The sequence below is a fragment of the Brevibacterium sp. genome (genome assembly GCF_052105255.1).
Taxonomy (GTDB): Bacteria; Actinomycetota; Actinomycetes; order Actinomycetales; family Brevibacteriaceae; genus Brevibacterium; species Brevibacterium linens_B.
The window spans coordinates 19,957-40,918 of the sequence record NZ_JBQDYQ010000017.1; the positions used below are offsets into that span (position 1 = coordinate 19,957).

17 protein-coding genes and 2 pseudogenes are annotated in these 20,962 nt (G+C 65.5%); 13 read left to right on the forward strand and 6 right to left on the reverse strand.

Features of this window, described 5'->3' with window-relative positions; all coding sequences use genetic code 11:
* Positions 1–203: 203 nt before the first annotated feature.
* The 3 genes from ACTIIH_RS06920 (at position 204) to ACTIIH_RS06930 (ending at position 3,568) form a co-directional block, all read left to right on the forward strand.
* Positions 204–707: a DedA family protein gene (locus ACTIIH_RS06920; RefSeq protein WP_025780077.1), complete on the forward strand. Its 504-nt coding sequence runs from the start codon at positions 204–206 to the stop codon at positions 705–707.
* A 219-nt stretch (positions 708–926) separates the two neighbouring features.
* The gene (locus ACTIIH_RS06925) at positions 927–2,318 is read left to right on the forward strand and encodes a sodium:proton antiporter (RefSeq protein ID WP_441451232.1); all 1,392 of its coding nucleotides are present in this window, start codon (positions 927–929) and stop codon (positions 2,316–2,318) included.
* Positions 2,315–3,568 (forward strand): MFS transporter, encoded by a 1,254-nt coding sequence (locus ACTIIH_RS06930; protein WP_441451233.1) that lies wholly within the window; start codon positions 2,315–2,317, stop codon positions 3,566–3,568. The genes ACTIIH_RS06925 and ACTIIH_RS06930 overlap by 4 nt, the downstream gene beginning before the upstream one ends.
* Positions 3,569–3,905: 337 nt before the next feature.
* Here the strand turns inward: ACTIIH_RS06930 and ACTIIH_RS06935 are convergent.
* The 4 genes and pseudogenes from ACTIIH_RS06935 to ACTIIH_RS06950 form a co-directional block, all read right to left on the reverse strand.
* Positions 3,906–4,934, reverse strand: a pseudogene (locus tag ACTIIH_RS06935) (glycoside hydrolase family 66 protein).
* Positions 4,931–5,770: a carbohydrate ABC transporter permease gene (locus tag ACTIIH_RS06940; protein WP_101593278.1), complete on the reverse strand. Its 840-nt coding sequence runs from the start codon at positions 5,768–5,770 to the stop codon at positions 4,931–4,933. Before ACTIIH_RS06940 ends, ACTIIH_RS06935 begins: the two are co-directional and overlap by 4 nt.
* Positions 5,767–6,717 carry a carbohydrate ABC transporter permease gene (locus tag ACTIIH_RS06945; RefSeq protein ID WP_441451234.1) on the reverse strand — a complete coding sequence of 317 codons (951 nt, stop codon included), beginning with the start codon at positions 6,715–6,717 and terminating at the stop codon, positions 5,767–5,769. The genes ACTIIH_RS06940 and ACTIIH_RS06945 overlap by 4 nt, the downstream gene beginning before the upstream one ends.
* On the reverse strand, positions 6,717–6,950 hold the full coding sequence (locus ACTIIH_RS06950) for a hypothetical protein (RefSeq protein WP_127364485.1): 234 nt from the start codon (positions 6,948–6,950) through the stop codon (positions 6,717–6,719). The genes ACTIIH_RS06945 and ACTIIH_RS06950 overlap by 1 nt, the downstream gene beginning before the upstream one ends.
* Positions 6,951–7,103: 153 nt before the next feature.
* On the opposite strand from ACTIIH_RS06950, the gene ACTIIH_RS06955 reads away from it, so the two are divergent.
* From ACTIIH_RS06955 to ACTIIH_RS07000, 10 genes and pseudogenes are all read left to right on the forward strand, one after another.
* Positions 7,104–8,507, forward strand: a complete 1,404-nt coding sequence (locus ACTIIH_RS06955; RefSeq protein ID WP_101593283.1) for a glutamate decarboxylase — start codon at positions 7,104–7,106, stop codon at positions 8,505–8,507.
* A 192-nt stretch (positions 8,508–8,699) separates the two neighbouring features.
* Complete coding sequence (locus ACTIIH_RS06960) at positions 8,700–10,187, forward strand: APC family permease (RefSeq protein ID WP_441451235.1); 1,488 nt, start codon at positions 8,700–8,702, stop codon at positions 10,185–10,187.
* Between the two features lie 1,170 nt (positions 10,188–11,357).
* Entirely contained in the window at positions 11,358–12,644 is a 1,287-nt protein-coding gene (locus ACTIIH_RS06965; RefSeq protein ID WP_441451236.1) for an ISL3 family transposase, read from the forward strand.
* A gap of 43 nt (positions 12,645–12,687) precedes the next feature.
* Positions 12,688–13,029 (forward strand): annotated as a pseudogene (locus ACTIIH_RS06970) (M23 family metallopeptidase); the annotation flags it as partial.
* A gap of 81 nt (positions 13,030–13,110) precedes the next feature.
* Entirely contained in the window at positions 13,111–13,410 is a 300-nt protein-coding gene (locus tag ACTIIH_RS06975) for a DUF6112 family protein (RefSeq protein WP_219618100.1), read from the forward strand.
* 86 nt (positions 13,411–13,496) lie between these two features.
* Positions 13,497–13,820, forward strand: a complete 324-nt coding sequence (locus tag ACTIIH_RS06980; RefSeq protein ID WP_101593292.1) for a DUF6112 family protein — start codon at positions 13,497–13,499, stop codon at positions 13,818–13,820.
* A gap of 36 nt (positions 13,821–13,856) precedes the next feature.
* Complete coding sequence (locus tag ACTIIH_RS06985) at positions 13,857–15,281, forward strand: conjugal transfer protein TrbL (RefSeq protein ID WP_441451237.1); 1,425 nt, start codon at positions 13,857–13,859, stop codon at positions 15,279–15,281.
* A gap of 143 nt (positions 15,282–15,424) precedes the next feature.
* Positions 15,425–15,736, forward strand: a complete 312-nt coding sequence (locus ACTIIH_RS06990) for a hypothetical protein (protein ID WP_441451238.1) — start codon at positions 15,425–15,427, stop codon at positions 15,734–15,736.
* Between the two features lie 121 nt (positions 15,737–15,857).
* Positions 15,858–16,334 (forward strand): hypothetical protein, encoded by a 477-nt coding sequence (locus ACTIIH_RS06995; protein ID WP_441451239.1) that lies wholly within the window; start codon positions 15,858–15,860, stop codon positions 16,332–16,334.
* A gap of 50 nt (positions 16,335–16,384) precedes the next feature.
* On the forward strand, positions 16,385–18,166 hold the full coding sequence (locus ACTIIH_RS07000; protein WP_441451240.1) for a type IV secretory system conjugative DNA transfer family protein: 1,782 nt from the start codon (positions 16,385–16,387) through the stop codon (positions 18,164–18,166).
* 439 nt (positions 18,167–18,605) lie between these two features.
* Here the strand turns inward: ACTIIH_RS07000 and ACTIIH_RS07005 are convergent, their stop codons facing one another.
* Both ACTIIH_RS07005 and ACTIIH_RS07010 read right to left on the reverse strand, forming a co-directional pair.
* Positions 18,606–19,280 carry a 4'-phosphopantetheinyl transferase family protein gene (locus tag ACTIIH_RS07005; RefSeq protein WP_096157091.1) on the reverse strand — a complete coding sequence of 225 codons (675 nt, stop codon included), beginning with the start codon at positions 19,278–19,280 and terminating at the stop codon, positions 18,606–18,608.
* A 45-nt stretch (positions 19,281–19,325) separates the two neighbouring features.
* Entirely contained in the window at positions 19,326–20,960 is a 1,635-nt protein-coding gene (locus ACTIIH_RS07010) for a (2,3-dihydroxybenzoyl)adenylate synthase (RefSeq protein ID WP_096157090.1), read from the reverse strand.
* Positions 20,961–20,962 lie beyond the last annotated feature (2 nt).

Consider the following 20,962-nt stretch of genomic DNA (forward strand, 5'->3'; position numbering starts at 1 on the left):
GCCGCCGAGCAACGTCGCCGAGGCGGTACGCCCGGATCGTCCGTCGGCGAGGGCACAGCCGCCTCGGCGAGTGAGATCGGTCTCGACCGAATGTTCAGTGAGGCAAACCTAACCTCATGAGGCTATGATGGGAGCGACCGATCCATCAGTCCGCAGCGCGCCACTGCGGCGAGAATGCCCGGAGGGAGGAGTGGCCCGCACCGATGAATCCGCTCGACTGGTCGTTCCCGATCGCCGTGACCTGGCTGATCATGTTCGGCATCATCATCTGCCGCGCCGGCGGCACCTTCCTGCTCGGTCGCTTCGCACGCAGGGGAATCCGCCGATTCGCCCGGGTCGAGAGGATCATGGCCGGGCCCAAATACCGCCGCGCCGAGGACACGATCGACCGCTTCGGGGCTCCCGTCGTGGCACTGAGCTTCCTCACCGTCGGGCTGCAGACGGTGGTCAACCTCGCGGCCGGAACCACGGGGATGCGTTACCGCCGCTACATCCCGGCGCTCGTCGTGGGCGGATCACTGTGGGCGCTCATCTACTCGACCGTCGGGTTCCTCGGCTTCACAGCGGTGGCGCGGGCCTACCGGGCCGAACCTGGACTGACCGTCGGGCTGGGACTCGTGTTCGTCATCGCGATCATCGGTCTGCTCATCGGACTGCGCAGGGACCGCGACCCCGCCGAAGAGTCGACCACCGCCTCGGCGAACTGACGGGCCTTCGCCCGCAGCCGGCGGCGAACTGGCAGGCCTTCGCCGGCAGCCGGCGGCCGACTGAAGGCCCTTGGTCCGACTGAAGGTCCGTGGTCCGCAGTTCTCGGTGTCCGTGTGGCAGGCCGTGATCCGAAACAGTGTACGAATTCAGTAAAGTGGGACAGCGTCAGGGTCGATGGGACGAGTCTGCTCGTCGACAGTGAGTGAAGGAGTCCCCGGATGGTCGTGGCCTGGTGGAGCATCATTCCGTTCGTTCTGCTTCTCGGATGCATCGCGGTGCTCCCGCTCATCCCGGCTACGGAGACGATCTGGGACCGCAACCCCGTCAAGCTCATCGTCGCCCTCGTCCTCGGCGTGCCGATCGCCGTGTGGTTCCTGCTCAGCGGGGAGTCGGCGGCCGTCATCCACGCGCTGCTCGAGTACTTCCAATTCATCATGCTCATCGGCAGCCTCTTCGTCGCCTCGGGCGGGATCTTCCTCGTCGGCGACATCAAGGCGACACCGCGGAACAACACGATCTTCCTCGCCGTCGGCGGTGTGCTCGCCTCGTTCATCGGCACCACGGGCGCGGCGATGCTGCTCATCCGCCCGATCCTCAACACGAACCAGGACCGCAGGCACCGCACCCACACGGTCATCTTTACGATCTTCATCGTCGCGAACTGCGGTGGTCTGCTCACACCGCTGGGCGATCCGCCGCTGTTCCTCGGCATGCTGCGTGGGGTCCCCTTCGAATGGACGTTCGGGCTGTGGCCGTACTGGCTGTTCGTCAATGCTCTGCTGCTCATCAGCTACTTCGCCCTCGATACGAAGATGTATGCGAAGGAACCGGTCGAGGCCCTGGCCAAGGACGCCGAGCATGCGACGAAAATCGGCCTGCGCGGTGCCAGCGGTCTGCTGTTCCTGGCGATCATCATCGTCGCCGTCGCGTTCATCCCCTCGGTCGACCTGCACGCGATCGACACGGGACATGCGAGTGCTTCGGACTTCGTGCCGTGGCGCGAGCTCGTCATGCTCGTGTCCGCGGCGACATCGTTCCTCGTCGGTGATCGCGGTGCCCGGTTCAACTTCAACAAGTTCACGTGGACGCCGATCCTCGAGGTCGGAGCGCTCTTCATCGGCATCTTCCTCACGATGATGCCGGCCCTGGCCTACCTCGGCCAGGTCGCCCACAAGATCCCGCTGGGCGAGATCTCCCTATTCGTCTTCACCGGCGGTCTCTCCTCCGTCCTCGACAACGCCCCGACCTATGTCACCTTCTTCGAGATGGCCGCTCAGGTGCCGGGCGAACCGCGAGTGGCGGGAGTGTCCGAGACGCTGCTCATCGCGGTCTCGCTCGGTGCCGTCATGGGCGGGGCCATCACCTACATCGGCAACGGGCCGAACTTCATGGTCAAATCCGTCGCGGATTCGGCGAACGTGGCGATGCCGAGCTTCGGCGGCTATGTGTGGTGGTCGCTGCGCCGCCTCGTCCCGATCCTCGCCTCGATGGTGCTCGTCTTCATGACCGACTCGCTGTGGTGGAGCCTGCTCGGAGTCCTTCTCGCGCTCGTGATCCTCGGACAGGCCGGGCGAGACCTGCGCGCAGCGACAATCGTCGAGACAGAATGAGGGCCGCGGCCGGAGTCGGCCTCTACTTCACCGGCAACGGGGCCGTCTTCGCGGCGCTGCTGCCGTGGTATCCGCTGCTGGTCGACCGCCTCGAGCTGAGCTCCTGGCAGTTCGGACTCGTCGTCGCCTGCTTCGCAGTCGGATCGCTGCTGTCCTCGGCCCTGCCTGCCGCGCTCATCGCCCGGTTCGGAGTGCACCGGGTCGTCATCGTCGGGACGGTGATGCTCGGCGTGGCCGCCTCGGCGACGGCATGGTCGGTCAACGGCGTGATGATGGCGATGTGTCTGCTCCTGCTGGGTTGCTGCGATGCGATCGTCGACGTCGCGCAGAACGTCGTCGGCATCTCCGTCCAGGAGAGATCAGGCCGCACGATCCTGTCATCGATGCATGCGCTGTGGAGCCTCGGCGGACTGCTCAGCGGAGCCGCTGCGACCGCGGCCGCCAGCTCCGGCGCCGACATGCGGGCGTGGCTGGCGCTCATCGGCGTCACGACCGTGCTCGTCACCATCGTGGGACGGCGACTCATCGGCGGCTCTGCCTCACCGAGGCGGATCGCCGGCTCCGATCCGAGCTCGATGTCCGATTCCGGGGCCGACTCCGGATCGGAATCCGGATCGGACTCCCGTGCGGCTGATCTGACCGGAGAGGTTGAGCGCGCGAGCCGTGGCGGCGCCGGGGCCGTGGGACGTTCGAAACTTGCGGTTCTCTTGGCGGCGCTGCCCTTGGCGATCGTGGCGATCTGCGGCGCCGTGGTCGAAGACGTCGCGAACAACTGGGCAGGGCTGGCCGCGGTCGATTTCGCTGACGTTCCGGCCGCCTCGGCGGGGATCGCCTTCAGCATCGTCATCGGCAGCCAATGCCTCGGACGATTCAGCGGAGACGTGCTCGTGGCGAAGTTCGGGGCCGGCCGGATCGCGCGCCTCGGGGGCGGACTCATCGCCGTGGGCGGGGTCGGCGTCATCGCGGCCCAGGAGCCGATCCTGCTGCTCATCTCGATGGGAGCGTTCGGATTCGGGTCTGCGACGCTCGTGCCCGGTGCACTCGGCGCTGCCGGTCGACTGCCCGGAGTGGGCCGGGCCGGGGGAGTGACGCTTGTGAACTGGCTGATGCGGGTCGGCTACCTCGGGACGAGCCCGCTGATCGGGGTCGTCGCCACCGGAGCCGGACTGCGCTGGGGCCTCGGCATACTCGTGCTCGTCGGCATCCTGACGATGGTCTTCGCGAACCGCTTGGACGTGCGCCGGACCTGACGCTTGCCGGAGTCGGCGCGGGAGCGGGGTCGAGATTGCGCAATGTATGGGTGGACTCGAGATTACGCAGGGTGCAGAACAGTTCCGGGAACGAAAAATGTGCCGCTACCTCGTCGATGCGAAGCGGCGACACATGTGGTGGTCGGGCTAGCGGGATTTGAACCCACGAAAAGGGACTTGACCCCCCCAGGTAGACGGTTCAGCCCAGATCCTTGATTTTCCGGGCTTTTCTGCCCCTCAGAAGGTCCCTTTTCACGTCATGGATTGCATGATTTGCATGCGTCAGGTCCCGGCCAGGTCCCGGCTCTTGGTAGCCACCGGCAGATCCGTCAGGGGTTTATGTGGGGTTTATGGATGCATTGCCGGGCGCCGCGTCGTAGACGTGCTGGTAGGCGGCGAGGACGACCGGCTTGCCGCCCGCGACGCTCCGGGCCCTCGTGGCGACGTCGGCGAGCGCCCCGAGGGTCAGCACCGGCTTCCACGGCTCGATGTAGACGGCGTCCTGCGGCGAGGCGCCCGTGCCCCAGGTGGGGAAGTCGTTCACGTTGTTGAAGACGAGGCGGCTCTCGGGCAGACGCTCCCGCACCCCCTCGATCAGCGAGACGAAGGATGCCGCGACGTCGACCGGCGCGCCGTCCGGCGTGGCGGCGTGCTTCGGGTAGCCGTACTGGTCGAGATGGAATCCGTCGAAGCCGACGCTCTCGGTCGACGCCGCCAGGTCCTCGGCGAGGTGCGCGAGCTACTCCGGCGCGGCGGGGTCGAGGATGAACAGGAAGTCGCCGAGCGCGTACGGCTCCCCCGTCGGCTTCCGCAGCGCGTGCTGCTGCCAGCGCGGCCATTCCTGCGGTCCCACCGCGTACACCGCCGCATAGCCGTATGACGCAGTGCCGGCATCGCGCAGGGCGTCCACGAGAGCGCGGACGGTCTCGAGAGTGATGGGCTGACCCAGCGCGTCGTCGTACTGCTCGCCACCGCCGAGCAGGTCGGCGTGCCGATAGGCCCAGTCGTAGAACTGGATGCCGTTGAGGTGCAGGGGACGGGCGAGATCCGCGACCGCCTGGACGTCCTTGCCAGGGCGGTAGCTCGCGACGAAGCCGTAGCGGAGGCGCGATCGCGGATCGGCCGTGACCTCGACCGCCGTGCGCACGACCCCCGCGGTCGTCTCCAGCTCGATGCCGTAGCCGCCGGGGAGCAGCGAAGGCGGCGTCTGCAGCGTTCCGGGATGCAGCGGCCTGCGGTGCACGACCTCGCCGAGGCGGCGCACGACGAACTCGCCCGCGGCTGGAACGTCGCCGCGGAGCTCGATCACGACGGGCTCGCCCGGCCGATAGCTTGTGCGGGTGGGGAGAAGAGTGAGCATTTTCATCCTTTGACGGCCCCCGAGGTGAGGCCCTGTACGAAGTGGCGTTGGAAGACGAGGTAAACGATGATCACCGGGATGATCGCAATGATCGAGGCCGCGAACACCAGACCCCACTGCGTCGCATTCTGCCCCTGGAAGAGCTGGATCGCGATCGGCAAGGTGCGGTTCTGCGGGGAGTTGATGATGGTGAGCGCCCACGCGAACTCGTCCCAGCTGGCGAGGAACGTGAAGATCGTCGCGGTCGCGAGCGCCGGCCGCGCGAGCGGCAGCGCGAGGCGCCAGTAGCGGGTCCACGCGTTCGCGCCGTCCATCTGCATGGCGTGGTCGAGCTCGCCCGGAAGGGCCGCGAAGAAGCCGCGCAGCAGGAACGTGTTCAGCGCGAGGGAGCCGGCCACGTAGAACACGACGAGCCCGGCGAGCGAGTCGAGCAGCCCGAAGTACTTGGCCAGCACGAACTGCGGGATGATCAGCATCATCGCCGGAACCATCAGACCAATCAGCAGGATGCGGAAGATCCACTCCCTGCCCGGGAAATCGAACCGGGAGAAGGCGTAGGCCATCATAGAGCTGATGAGCACCGAGAGCGCGGTGGAGATCACCGCCACGAAGAACGAGTTCAGGGCGTAGCGCGCGAAGTCCTGCGTGGTCCACGCCTGCACGTAGTTGTCGAAGGTGAACGGGTCGGGGATGAACTGCGGGGGCGTCGTCAGCACGTACGCCTGCGGCTTGAACGACGTCGACAGCATGTAGGCGAACGGCGTCACCATGACGACCGCGCCGACGATGAGCACGACGACGCGCAGGGCGGTGAGCGCCCGGCGGGATGCGACGGGGGTCATCGGTTCTCCTCCTTCTCGCGGAACACCCGCAGCTGGATCGCCGAGGCGAAGAAGACGATGATCGTAAGGATGACGGCGAGCGCCGAGCCGTAGCTGAAATCGAGATCGGAGAAGGCCTGCCGGTACATGTAGGTCAGCAGCACCTCGGTCTGCCCTCCTGGCCCGCCGCCGGTCATGAGCAGCACGGAGGTGAACACGTTGAAGCCGCCGATCACGAGCATCACGATGACGAAGATCATGGCTGGCCAGATCGCCGGCAGCGTGACGACGCGGAAGCGCTGCCACCACCCGGCTCCGTCGACCGTCGCCGCCTCCTCGAGCGACTTCGGCACGCCCTGGAGGGCCGCGAGGAAGATCATCATCGACCAGCCGACGCCCTTCCACACGCCGAGGGCGCAGATCGCGATCATCGCGGTCCAGCGCTCGGAGAGCCAGGAGGTGCTCCCGTCGGTGAGGTGTAGGAGGTCGCCGAGCGTGAAGTTGATGAGTCCCTCGTCGGCGAACAGGTATTTGAACAGCAGCGAGACGACGACCCAGCTGGTTACGACGGGCAGGTAGTACAGCACGCGGAAGAGCGGCTGCGCCGGTGCCTTCGAGCGCAGCAGCATCGCGACGGCGAGGCCGAGCACGATCTGCGGGGGCACCGTGAAAAGCATGTAGATGCCGCTGTTGCCGAGGCTCAGCCAGAAGCGGTCGTCCTGCATCGCGCGGAGGTAGTTGTCGAGGCCGATGAACTCGCTGGCGGCGCCGCGCAGGATGTTCCAGTCGTAGAAGCTGATCTGCACGGCCTGCGCGATCGGGTACAGGATGAACAGCCCGAACAGCAGCACGCCGGGGAGCAAGAAGAGGTAGGGGGTGAGGGAGACCCGGCGCCGGCGGCGCGGCGGAGGGGACTGCGGGCGCGGGACGGCCGGAGCTGCCCCGCGCTCATGCTGCAGAAGGGCCATCACTTGTTCTCGGCGAGGAGGGCGTCGATCTGCTTCGCGGCGGAGCTCAGCGCCTCCTTGACGCCGACCTTCCCCTCGAACGCGGGCACGAGCTCGGTGCTGAGGATGGCGTCCACTTCGCCGGCCTGCGGGATGGGGAGGCGGGCGCGTGCGGTCTCGAGCTGATCCGAGAACGTCTGGAAGTAGGGGTCGATCTTCGCCTGCGCGTCGGCGAACTCCGGCTTGACCGTCATCTGGCCGACCTTCGCCATGCCCAGCTGGTAGGCCTCGGACTGCGTGAACTCGACGAACTTGAAGGCGGCGTCCGCGTGCTCCGTCGCCTCGGTGATACACTGGAATTGGCTGTTGGCAACCCCGCCTGCGCTGCACGGTGAAGGAGGAAAATAATGTCGAACACGCAACGCATCACGCGGCACGAGGATGGACTCGACCGGGTCGAGCTCAACCCGATCTTCTCCAGGCCGGGAGAGGCTACGATGCTGCCGAAGTTTCTCTTCCCCGAGGAGGAATCGCTGCAGGAAACCGCTTATCAGATCGTCCACGACGAGATGATGCTCGACGGGAATGCCCGACTCAATCTCGCGACTTTCGTCGGCACCTGGATGGACGATCACGCGTCTCGGCTTTATCTCGAAGCCGCCGATAAGAACATGATCGACAAGGACGAGTATCCGCAGACGGCAGCCATCGAGACGCGGTGTTGGCGTATGCTCGCCGATCTCTGGCACGCTCCGGACCCCGCCAATAGCATCGGGACATCCACGATCGGCTCGTCCGAAGCATGCATGCTAGGTGGCCTCGCCCTCAAGCGCCGCTGGCAGCATGCGCGCCGCAGTGCTGGAGAACCCACCGAGAAGCCGAACATCGTGCTCTCCAGCGCGGTGCAAGTGTGCTGGGAGAAATTCTGCAACTACTTCGAGGTCGAACCAAGGTATGTTCCCATCTCCGAGGAACATAAGGTTCTCGACGGTCACGGCCTCGAGAAGTATGTCGACGAGAACACTATCGGCGTTGTCGCGATCCTGGGCGTCACCTACACAGGGATGTACGAGCCCGTCGCGGCCATCGCCGCGGCGCTCGATCGCATCCAGGAGGCCACCGGAATCGACGTGCCCATCCACGTTGACGGCGCGTCTGGTGCCATGATCGCTCCCTTCTTGCAGCCGGATCTGGAATGGGACTTCCGCATCGAGCGCGTCGCCTCGATCAATACATCGGGACACAAGTACGGCCTCGTCTACCCGGGGCTCGGTTGGGTCGTTTGGCGGGACATCACCGCGCTCCCCGACGACCTGATCTTCCGCGTCAGCTATCTCGGCGGCAACATGCCGACATTCGCTCTGAACTTCTCCCGCCCCGGCGCGCAGGTCCTCCTGCAGTACTACCTATTCTTGCGACTGGGACGCACAGGTTTCCACGCCGTGCAGCAGTCGACCCAAGACGTTGCGCTGTACCTCTCGAGCGAGATCGCGAAGATTCCGGCCTTCGAGCTCTGGAACGACGGCTCGGACATCCCCGTATTCGCGTGGCGCCTACGAGATGGTTACACACAGAACTGGAATCTGTACCACCTGTCGGAACGGCTCCGCATGAAGGGTTGGCTCGTGCCCGCGTATCCGATGCCGGCCGACCTCGTGGACATCACCGTCCAGCGCATCGTCGTCCGCAACGGGTTCAGCCACGACCTCGCCTTCTCGTTCCTCGCAGACCTCCGGGAAGCAGTCGCCTACCTCGATGCCCTCGAAGGCCCGATGCCCGCAGAAGGCCAACACTCCGGATTCCACCACTGACCCAGAGCACAAGGAAGGGACGAGCTGATGTCTCACCACGAGTCCGCAGGACCGGACGAGCGCGCGGACGGCACTCAGGCCCCTACGGCGGAGCACGTCAAACCTCATCCGTACGGCCGATCGGGTAACCGCCGCCCAAGAAACCACACAGGGCCGGCGATTGGTGCCCCCGCGGCAGGAGCGACGGCCTACATGTCGGTCGTGCAGCTGTCAATGCTCACGGTGGTAGTGGTGGCGTCGCTGCGATCCCTGCCCGCAATGGCCACCTATGGCCTGGGCTCCATCACGCTCTTCGTCATCCCCGCGATTCTGTTCCTCGTGCCGACCGCGCTCGTGGCAGCGGAGCTGGCAACGGGGTGGAAAGGCGGCATCTTCACCTGGGTGCGTGAGGCCTTCGGCGAACGCGCAGGGTTCGTCGCGATCTGGCTCCAGTGGATTCAGAACGTCGTGTGGTATCCCATGCATATCGCCTTCATCGCGGCAAGCTTGTCGTTCGTCGTTGGAAAGCCCGATCTCGTACAGAGCGGGATCTACACCGCCATCGTCATCCTCGTCCTCTACTGGGGATCGACTCTCATCACTCTCGCCGGCGGCAACCTCTTCGCCAAAGTCGGCAGCTGGAGCGGGATCTTCGGCACGATCCTCCCCGCGGTTCTCCTGATCGCGCTCGGAGCGCTCTGGCTGGGCACGGGAGAACATTCCGAGACCTCACTACAGCCTTCAGCGGTCATACCGCCCTGGACCGGGATCGCCGCGATCGTCCTCGTGGTCTCGAACGTTCTCGCCTATGCAGGCATGGAAGTCAATGCGGTGCACGCGAACGATCTGAAGAACCCGGGACGCGGCTTTCCCCGATCGATAGCCTTCGCCACGATCCTCATCCTGGGTGTGTTCATCCTCCCCACAATCGCGATCGCCGTGGCCGTGCCGCAAACCGACCTCGGGGTGACCAACGGCATCAACCTGGCCTTCCAGACCTTCTTCGACCACTGGGGCATCTCGTGGGGCACACCGGTGATCTCGCTGCTCGTCGCACTCGGTGCTTTCGCCTCGGTGGTGACGTGGATTGCCGGGCCCTCACGCGGCCTGCTCGCCGCCGCGCGGAGGGGACTGCTTCCGCCGTTTCTCCAGCGCCGGAACAAGGCAGGGGTGCAGGTGGGCATCCTCGCGGTGCAAGGAGTGATCGTGACGTTGCTCGCACTGCTCTTCGTCCTCGTCCCCAATGGCAACACAGCATTCGTCGCCCTGGTGGACATGGCAGCAGCGCTCTACCTCATCATGTACATGCTGATGTTCGCCGCCGCGATCCGGCTGCGCCGGACGCAACCAAGGGTTGTTCGTAGCTACCGGACGCCTGTGATGCCCCTGGTGGCAGGCTTGGGTTTCATCTCCTGCGCCGCAGCCTTCGTTTTCGCCTTCATCCGCCCTACCGGGTTCTCTGGGCTCTCCGATGCCACCTACCCCCTGGTCGTCGCCGTCGTCGTGCTGCTACTGGGCGGCCCTCCGCTGGTCTTTTACGCCGTGCGCCGCCCAACCTGGGACCGACGGAGCACGGCGGAGAAATCGAGCTCCGACATCGTTCTGGTGAATCCGATAATGGGTGCTGAGGCGGACTCGGGCACGCCCGACAGCGGTAGCGAGCCCACTGGGAGGAAGCCGCAGGAACGTCACGAGGACTGAACGCCTCCAGGCGCCGCATAATGACATAGCCCGTTGCGGACGACGGACTAGGTGTCGCGGGAGACTGGCTCGATAGAGCCCACAACTTCGGGCGAGTCCTCCGTATCCCGGGACGCCGCATGGCGATGTCCATCCGCATACTCCCTGAGGAAAAGCGACGCGCGCGATCTCAGCATCTTCGATGTCGCGACGACACTCGCGATCGGACCGCTCATGGCTGCCATACTGATCAACCTGTCGCAATACGCGGCGAACCTGATCATCGCGCGACCGTGCGAAGGCGAGACCACATGCACCCCGAGCGCAGACGTCACCATGCCACTCTCCCTGCATTCGACTGCACGGCGTGCCTTGACAGCGACAGGCCCGCCGGATCGCAAGCATCTTTTGAGCCTGGCGGCTGCCTCCGGAGCGACTGCGCTGCCAGTCGCATCGGACGGCAATGCCCGGCGACGCGCTACGGAAGATGCCTGCGCCAGCTCAGAGCGACGATCCTGAAACTGATGAGCGCAAGAACCGCGCCGATGACGAACATGACCGTGCACGAGAGCCACGCACCCACCAGCGCAAGAACGGCGGGGATGAAGAACCCGATGTAAGTCAGCGAGTAGTACACCGACCGCGACGGCCGCCAGCACCATCCCCATGACGGTGACTGCGAGCGCCAAGCCGACATCGCGGGTCGAACCGGGGTCATCGAAGCGGCCCGCAATCCGCATACTATGCGGGTGCCTGGCAGAGAGTTAAGTGGCCACTTGCCGTCGACGATGTCAAGCAAGCTGTCGATGCGACAGCCGTCCCAGCCACGGCTTCGGCGAGAGAGCGCGTAGCGCTGATCGAGTGTTCTCCGGCTACACCCGCCCGATAGCCGAGAAGCCTACGTACCTTGAGTGGAGATAGACGATACTCGTGTGCTAGCGTCAGCGCAGAGTTCAGGCTCTCTCACTTATTCGACGGAGAAGACACATGTACGGAGCGCACGGCGAGAACCGCCAGCGGCGCAATGGGCGCATCGGGGGATCATGCGCCTGCCGTACGACGGTGCTGTGGCAAACGGGCTCTTCCCGGTTCGTGGTGATGGGGAGCGTCGCGTCGCTCACGTAGAACGGCTCGTGGCCCTGCTGTGATGGGTGTTGTCAAGACATCCACATCCCAGAGGACCACGAGCCTGTGCACGAGAATACTGGTTCGCAGCGCGATGCTGCGAGCACGATCTTCAACCTGCCCAACTACCGCGTCATCGACGCCACCGACCTGCCCGACGGGGACCGGCGGGTGGTGATCACCTCGACCGTCACGCCGGGCTGTCCGGTCTGCGGGGTGCTCGCGACGAAGGTTCACTCGCGCCGGTCACAACGGGTCCGGGACGTTCCCGTCGCCGGCGCGACGGTCGTGATGTGGGCCAAGCGGCGCTGGTTCTGCCTCGAGCCGGGCTGTGACAGGGGCACGTTCTGGGAGGCCACCGTGCAGATCCCTCGATACGCCCGCTCGACGTCCCGGCTACGGGACCAGGTCGTCTCCGCTGTGATCACCTCCGGCCGGGCAGCCTCGGAAGTCGCCCGGGCCCATGGCGTCTCGTGGTGGCTGGTCCAGGCCGCCCTGGCAGCTGCTGCTGTGGTCCTGACTGATGTCGAGGCGACGCGCGTGAGGCGGCTGGGCATCGATGAGCACCGCTACCGGTCGGTGCGCTGGTTCCGCACCGATCAGGGCTCCTGGAGGCGGTTCGAGCCGTGGATGACGACGCTGGTCGACCTGGACACCGGGCAGGTCCTCGGCATCGTCGACGGCCGCGACAGCGCCGCCGTCGGAGACTGGCTCAGCCAACGCTCTGAGCGGTGGCGGGAGCGGATCGAGATCGTCGCGATCGACCCCTCGGCCGCGTTCCGCAAGGCACTACGGACCTGGCTGCCGCGGGCTGCGGTCTCGGTCGACAAGTTCCACCTGGTCAAGCTCGGAAACGACATGGTCACCACCGTCCGTCAACGCCTGGCCCGCACCCATCGCGGTCGTCGGGGCCGCAAGGACGACCCGGCCTGGGCCCACCGGATGCTGCTGCTACGCGGCGGCGACACCCTCACCCCGCGAGCCTGGGAGCGGCTCGAGGACGTCTTCCGCACCGATGACCCCACCGACGAGCTCTCCGCCGCCTGGGGCATCAAAGAGCAGCTCCGACGCCTCCTGGCCACCGACACCCTCGCTCAGGCCTGGCAGGAGCGAATGCGGATGGGCTACTTCGCCCAGATCGCGAACATGCCCGAGACGACGAAGCTGTACGACACCGTCGTGACCTGGTGGGACGCGATCGAGGTCCTCATCGTCACCGGCGCGACCACCGCGAAGGTCGAGGCCGCGAACACCGGCATCAAGAACATCAAACGCACCGGCCGCGGATTCCGCAACCCGGAGAACTACCGGATGCGTATCCTGCTGACCAGCGCCGCGAGAACCGTAGCGTGAACACCCGCCACAGCAGGGTCATTCACCACGAACCGCGACGAGCCTCTTTGCCCTCGCCGACGGCCTGGTCACCTATGCGGGGATGGTCGATGGGTATTCGGGGCAGATCACTATCGAGCACACCATCGGCGGCGAAAAGGTCGCGACGAAGTACATCCACATGTGGGCACACGGCATCCACGTCACCACTGGCGACAGGGTCACCGCCGGCCAACACATCGGCGACGTCGGCAGCAGCGGCCACTCGACCGGCTCGCACCTGCACTTCCAAGTCCACCCCGACGGCGCGAACGCCCCCGCCGTCGACGCAGACCCGTGGCTCGCAGAACGCGGTGTCGAGGGCATCGACGCCCCGGTCGGTGGAGGGCCAGGCTGCACCACCTGACCCGAGCTGAGGGAGGCCTGGCGGGGTGGGTGGCGCACCTGACCGGTGCCCACCCAGCCCCGTTGTCGTGAGGAGAACCGTATGCCTGCCATCACCTTGGCCCTGCTACAAGCTGAGAACGTCTACCCCGATCTCTCCAGTGTCAGAGGCCGCTCCACCCTCATCGAGATCGTCAGCGCGCTGCTCACGATCGTGTTGATCGTATCGGTGCTCATGCTCGTCGTCTCCGGGATCGTGTGGGCAGTGTCCTCCTCCGCCGGGAACCCGCAGACCGCCGCGAAAGGGAAAGTCGGCGTGTTCGTCGCCCTCGGAGCCGCCGCCCTCGCAGGTGCCGGAGTGGCATGGATGAACTTCCTCCTGAACCTCGGAGACACCCTCTGAGCCTGGTCGCGCGTTCCGGCATCGCACCTGTCCCAGTGACCCCGCACGACCAAGTACGGGGCGATCGCTTGTGAAGGAGCCCATCCATGCTTGCCGTTCTCGACACTCTCACCACTCTCGCCGCGGTGTTGCCCGCGAATGTGGACATCACCCCGAACGACTCCGGGCTGCCCGGCATCGCCGCTCTGCGCGCGGTCGTGGGCGCGGTGATGACGATCGGGCTGATCCTGTCCGTCCTCGCCCTCATCATCTCCGCCGTCATATGGGGATTCGGCTCCAACTCCTCCAACCCACATCTGGCGTCACGGGGGAAGGTCGGGGTGCTGATCTCCTGCGGGGCCGCGATCATCACCGGCGCATCGGTGACGCTGATCAACTTCTTCTGGAACGTCGGCCAGGCCGTCTCCTAACCACCACCATCTCGACCCGTAGAAGGGAGGGGTGTTGTGGCTGGTATCTGTGACGTCCCCATCATCAGCAACGTCTGCGACGCCGTCGGTGAAGGCGCAGCCACCCTCGTCGCTGCACCATTCGACTGGCTCGCCCAAGCGATCGGAGCGGCCGCGTCCTGGATCTTCCAAGGCGTCTGGGCACTGTTCGACTCCACCACCCTGGTCGACATCACCGGGGCCGGCTACATCGGCGTGTACAACGTGATCTTCGGGATTGCGATCTTCGTCATGCTGATCTTCTTCTGCCTGCAACTCATCACCGGCCTCATCAGACGCGACCCCACCGCCCTCTCCCGCGCCGCCCTCGGATTAGCGAAGTCGGTGCTCGGGTCGTTCCTGGTCATCACATTGACCGCGACACTGCTCGAGATCGTCGACCAACTCTCGATCGGGATCATCCAGGCGACCGGGACGACGTTGGAGGAGATGGGCGGGAAGATCGGGGTCCTCGTCGCAGGTCTCACCGCGATCAACCTCACCGTACCCGGAGCCGGCGCGATCATCACCATCTTCCTCAGCTTCCTCGCGATCTGCGCGGCAGCAATCGTCTGGTTCAGCCTCCTGATCCGGAAGGCGCTGATCCTGGTCGCCGTCGTGATGGCACCGATCGCGCTATCGGGAGCGTCGTGGGATGCGACGAAGGGGTGGTTCGGGAAGTGGGCGTCGTTTGTGCTTGCGCTGATCTTCTCCAAACTCGTGATCGTCGTGGTGTTCCTGGTGGCGATCAATCAGGTCAACGCGCCGATCGATATGGACCTCAGTTCGATTGCGGATCCGATCGCGGGGATTGTGCTGATGTTCATCGCCGCGTTCGCGCCCTGCATGGTCTACAAGTTCATCTCCTTCGTCGACTTCGACATGTACCACGTCATGAGTGCGGAGCAAGAGTCGAAGCAGGCCATGAACCGGCCCATGCCCCTCCCCGGCAAGCCCGACGGTGGCGGGCCACAGAAGATCCTCGACGGCGGGGGAGACAGCAAGAACGATGGTGGTGGAGGGAATCCGCCGCCCCCGCCAGGGGGTGGGCCCAAACCCTCGCCGGGCGGCGGAGGTGGTGCCGGAGCGGCGGGGAGCAGCGCAGGTGGTGGCGCTGCCGGAGGCGGTGCAGGAGCGGGAGCCGGGGCGGGTGCTGCAGCGGCAGGTCCGGTCGGGATCGCCGCAGTCGCCGGGGCGAAGATCGCCAAGGGCGCAGCGGAGGCCGGCCCGAAGCTCGGCGACGCGATCGGCCGCACCGCCGACAGCCACGCCGGAGCCGCCAGCGAGGGGCAGGCCACGCCACCACCTGACCGGTCAGTGCCGCCCGCGCACCCCACCACGCCGGCGCCGAGCGCGCCTGCATCGAAGCCGCAGACCCCGCCCGCGAACAACAGCGGTGGTGGGCAGGCTCCGCCGCCGCCGAAGCCCACACCAAAGACCTGACCGGAGAGATCCACCACCGTAAGGAGGCTACGTTCCGTCATCCGGGCGGTGGCCCGTGAACAGCACACCCTGGTGGTCAGCAACGTCTTCGTTTCGATGCCCACGATGAGGCGTGGCTGATCGCGACGATCAACGGCACCCGCATGCCTTGCGCCCCGATCCACACCAGCGAGCTCGACGCGGCGATCGACGAGCTCGCAGGCCAGCTGGGCGGGCGCACGCACGTCGAGATCCACCACCTCGACGGCAGAGTCGAACGCCGTCTGACCGCGCCCCAAGCACAGCAGGGAAGTTCTAGTGTCAGCGGGCCTCCGGTGTTCGCCGCCACCGATGCGGACCCAGAGAGTGGCGGCGTGCGGCTCCTGCGCATCGGTGGCGGCATCTGCGCGATCGTGGGTGTCCTCCTCGTGGGTCTCGCGCTTGCTCGCCTGCTAAGTGCTGTGAACGCACCGTAGAAGCGGACTGGCCGGACAGGCGACATACCTGCCGGGTGTGAGATCACGTCAGAAACGCTCCCGCCCTTCCAGCACGTCTACCGGTAGGCACACCGCGGCCCGGGCAGAGGCGATCCCTCCGGTGCTGCCGCTGATCGTCGCCGAGGCCCACGAGGACACCCTCGTGGTGACTACCAACGGCGATAAGGCCACCGCGACCACGATCGCCCGCGCTGATTTCTGGACGCATATCGCCGAGCAGGTCAGCGCTCTCGGGGTCGCCACGCGCGTCGAAATGCATGAACCCGGCGGTCGCGTCCTGGCCGACATTCTCGACCCGCCACCGCCCGAGTCCGACACCTCAGACGAAGACGACACCGACAGGGCAGACGACGGTGCGGAGGAGTCGGGGCTGGTCGAGCTCACCGGTGAGGACTTCACCTCCGGGGAGGAGGTCCTCGTCGCCCTCGTCATCCGGCACGCCTCCGCCGATGCCGGTGGCCGTACCCGTGTCCTCATCGACCGGGGCGAGCTCGACGTCGACGAGCTGCCCGAGCCTGTCGAGGTGGTGCTGGCCGGGCGCCTCTCGCGCACCGTGACGATCCGGCCACTCACCTGAGTGCTGCCCGGCCTCTTCTTCTGGCCGGCTGGCACGAAGGAGACCCGCTCGTGAACAACCGCCCACCCAATGACCAACTCGTCAGTCTCGCCCTCGGCGCTCTGGCCGGATTCGCCGCCCTCGCCTTGCTCCTACGCGGTATCGGCTCAGCGGCCGCGTTCGTCACCGGCCGGCCGCAACCGACCGGCGGGCCCGCGACCGGCATCGGTGTCTTCGCCTCCCCGTTAGACCCCGGGGCGGCGATGGGAGCACCAGGCTTGAACCCGTTCGTGTTCTGGGCGCTCGTGCTCCTCACCCTCACCGGTTTCGCGCTGCTGGCCGGGCTGGTCTGGCGGATCGTGCGCCGGTCGAGGCAGAGCAATCAGATCCATCGCCTGGACGGGACGGCGACGGCAGAGGAAGTCGCGCGCGTGGCCTCCCGGAGAGCCCTCATCCAGAAGGCATCGACGCTGCGTCCGTCGTTGACGGGGCGGGTCGATCCCAGCGACGTCGGGTACTTGCTGGGCACGACGCGGGGCGGGCAGGTGTGGGCCACGATCGAGGACTCCATGCTGCTGCTTGGCCCGCCACGTAGCGGGAAGGGACTGAACATCGTGATCAACATGATCCTCGATGCCGCCGGCCCGGTGATCGCGACCTCGACCCGGCCGGACAACCTGACCGTGACGATGAAAGCACGGGAGCGTAAGGGGCCGGTGGCGATCTTCGACCCGCAGCAGCTGGCTCCCGGCCTGCCGGCGGGAATGCGGTGGAGCCCGGTCCGCGGCTGCGCCGACCCGCTGACGGCGATGATCCGGGCCAAGGGCCTGGCGACGGCAGCGAACTTCGGCGGCGTCTCCGATGGGGGCTTCTGGGAGGGCAAGACCACCGCCGCGATCCAGGCCATGCTCCATGCCGCAGCCCTCGACGGGCAGGGTGCACGCACCGTCTACCAGTGGGCGTTCAACCCCACCTCGGCTGCCGACGCGGTCCGTATCCTCTCGACCCATCCGGATGCTGCCGATGGGTGGGCCGATTCCCTCGATGCGATGGTCCAGGCCGACCCCCGCACGAGGGACTCGATCTGGCAAGGCGTGTCCCTGGCCTTCGCCGCCTTGGCCGATCCGCGCGTGCTCGATGCCGTGTCACCGGGACCTGACGAAGAGTTCGACCCGGAGGAGTTCCTCACCGCCAACGGGACCCTGTATCTGCTGGCTACTGGCAGCGGATCGGGTGCGGCCGCAGCCCTCGTGGCCGCGTTTATCGAAGACCTCGTCGAGACCGCCCGGAAGCTCGCGGCCCGCTCCGCCGGGGCCCGGATGGACCCGGCCCTGCTGTTGGCATTGGACGAGATTGGGAACTTGGCGCCGCTGCCGGCGCTGCCGGTGCTCATGGCCGAAGGCGGGGGTACTGGGATCACGTGTTTGCCGGTGTTGCAGTCTCTGGCGCAGGCGAGGGAGAAGTGGGGCGAGAACAATGCGAACGCGCTCTGGGATGCCTCGATTGTGAAGATCCTCCTCGGCGGGGCGAGCAACTCCAAGGACCTCCAAGACGTCTCCACCCTCGTGGGGGACCGGGACGAGACCACCGACTCGGTGAGCACCGATGCCTACGGGTCGCATTCGAACCAGCGCTCCCTCCGGAGGGTGCCGATCCTGCCGCCGGACACGCTGCGCACGATGCCGTTCGGGACCGGGGTGGTCATGCTGCGCACCGCACGCCCGATCATCACGAAACTCCGCGCCTGGCCCACCCGTGCCGACGCCGCCCAACTGCGCACCGATCGCGCCGAGATCGAGGAGCTATTGCGCGCCGGCACCCAGCCGGGCACCGAGAAGTCCTTCGCTGCATGACTGCCCCGTGGCCGGCTGGTCGCCGTCGGGGTGGGCCGGGAGAGGCCACTTTCGGCGAGCCCAAGGAATACACGGCCACCCGTGATGGGCAGCAGGTCACGGAGGAGTATTTTCACGCCTCGCACATCGGCCACGACCACAACGTCACAAGTGTTTCGACCGCGACCCGCGCGCCCTAACCTTTTTCGGGCAGCGCATCGAGGATTGAGCCGCAGATTTTGTCGGGGTGTCCTTCGGTGACGGACTCGGAAGCGCACTGGTGGTATAGCATTTTCTTCTCCTTCAAATCTGTGTCATCTGCCCAGTCAGTTCATCGCCTTCAACGAGGATTGAAAGTATTCAGGCAGAGAGTGATTATTTGAGCGGGTGATGGTGATTGGCTTGGCGGCCGGACATAGCGAGTGAGTGGCTGGACTTATTTATTAGTTCAGCATGTGACTTACCCCACAAGAGCCGCCGTCAGGAGATGCTCGCGGTAAACTGTCCAGCGTCCTCGTATGCAACTTAGGTCAATGCCGTTTACTGCGGGAGCCGGAACGCAGAGGCGTCCTGTAAAGGTATTGGCCCCGATTGATACCTCGCATTGGGCGAAATCGAGCCACGACGCCGTCAGTGGATACCAGGCCTTATAGATGCTCTCCTTGATACTGAAAAGGAGGCGACCCCAGGCAATCTGCGGATCGGATGAGGCGAGTATGCTGAGTGCTTGTGCTTCGTGTCCGGCCATTATCAAATCCACCACTTCCACGGGTAGTGGCTCGTTGATCTCGGCGTCGATTCCAACTGCAACCGCGTCGGTCTTCGATGCAACTGCGGCGGCTCGGTAGCCGTCGCAGTGCGTCATGCTCCCAACAATGCCTTCGGGCCAAATTGGTTCGCGCCGCCGACCGGATAGGATGGAAACAGGTGGCCATCCGAGTTTCCCTAGAGCTTGGCGGGCACAAACGCGTACGGTTGCGAATTCCCGGCGTCGCGATCGGACGGCATCCATCACCTGTACTTTCTCCTCGGGAAAGAGCTCCGATTCGCTCACATCCTTGTCAGTCTCCTCGACAGCGAAGGTGACAGGAAGTAGTGCGCGAAAGCCATCGGGACTGTACAGTCTCTCATCCATGGTAGGTTTGTGTCTTTGCTATTCGGATGGTTTCGGGCTGTCGGTCTATTCCTTCTTCAGGCCGAGGTTCTGGCGGATGGCGTTGGAATCTATTTTTCCGATGGTCGTGAGCGGAAGTGCGGGCATGCATTCGACGACGTCAGGGAGTTTGTGAGCGGCGATCCCTTCAGCCAGCAAAAACTCCCGCAGTTGCGTGAGGACCGGCGGGGTACCTGAGGGGACGATGACTGCGCAGATCCGCTGATCCACTCCGTCACCTGCGATCCCGACTACTGCACAGTCGTCGATAGCGGGGTGTTCTCGTAGGATGTCGGTGATGTCATCAGTGGCAATGGACTCCCCGCCTTTGCTAATTGTTTCGTTGACTCGACCGGAGACGACCAAGTTTCCGTTGCCCAAGCGTCGAACGCGGTCGCCAGAACGATAGAAGCCCTCGCTCGAGAAGGCTCGTTGGTTGACCTCGTCCTCGGCGACGTATCCGCGGATGGTGTAGGGACCTCGGGTCCAGAGCTCGCCCTCCTCACCGGCAGGCACGTCTTGCCCGTGTTCGTCGACTATCCGGATTTCATCCAGGGAGGACAAAGGGCGCCCTTGGGTGTTATCGGTGATGTCGTCGGGGTCATCAAGGTGGGTGAAATTGAGCAGTCCTTCGGCCATGCCGTAAACCTGTTGCACAGTCAGCTGCCAGTCAGTTCGAGCGCGCCGGGCAAGACTGGCGGACAGTCGTGAGCCGCCGGCCTGCAACAGGTCCATGCTGGACAGATCGGGGTGCTCCCATTCGGCGGCGTCGAGCCAGACTTGCACGAGTGAGGGAACGAGCGCGGTATGCGTGACCTGGTGTTGCGCGATGAGGGTAAAGCACTCGTCTGGTGCGGGCGATGGCGCCAGAACCACGGTGCCGCCGGACGCCCATGTACCGAGAATTCCGGGACATGCGAGTACGAAGTTGTGCGCTGCCGGAAGAGCGGCAAGGTAGACGGTGTGGGAGTCGAAGCAGCAGAGCTCGGCGGAGGCGCGGGCGTTGAAGGCGTAGTCGTTGTGGGTGCGCGGAATGAGCTTCGGTACGCCGGTAGTGCCACCGGACAGCAGCAGGAGCGCGATGTCGCTCGGGTCTGCTCCGTCATCGCTTGGCATACTCGCAGGGTCCGCGTCGACGCGTGCCAGCGATATGTGCGGTCCCGGGTCTCCGTCGACGAAGACGTATCGAAGTTGAGGAGCTGCTGACTGTACTTCGGCAGCGAGATTCCGGTAGTCGAAACCCCGCTCACGATCGACGGTCACGTAGGCAACGGCTCCAGAGCGTCTCGCGAGGGCGGTTATGTCCCTGTGTCGATGCGCCGGCATGGTGAGGATCGGCACGGCGCCGACACGGATGAGTGACAGCAACACGATCGGGAACTCGATACGGTTGGGCACCTGCACCAGTACCCGGTCACCCGAACGGATGCCATGGCCAGCCCACCCTGCCGCCCGGCGGGCAACTCTGGTGGCGAGTTGCGTGTATGTGAGCTTCTCCGCGCCTGCTATCACGGCAATGCCGTCAGGACTCCTGAGACACCAGTCGTTGAATGACTCGGTGAGAAGGCGGTCTGCCCACGCTCCAGCTCGTCGGTAGGTCAGGGCGGCGTCGTTCGGCCACGGGGTCAGGCCGGATGGTCGGATAGGTGGTGTGAGGGTCATTT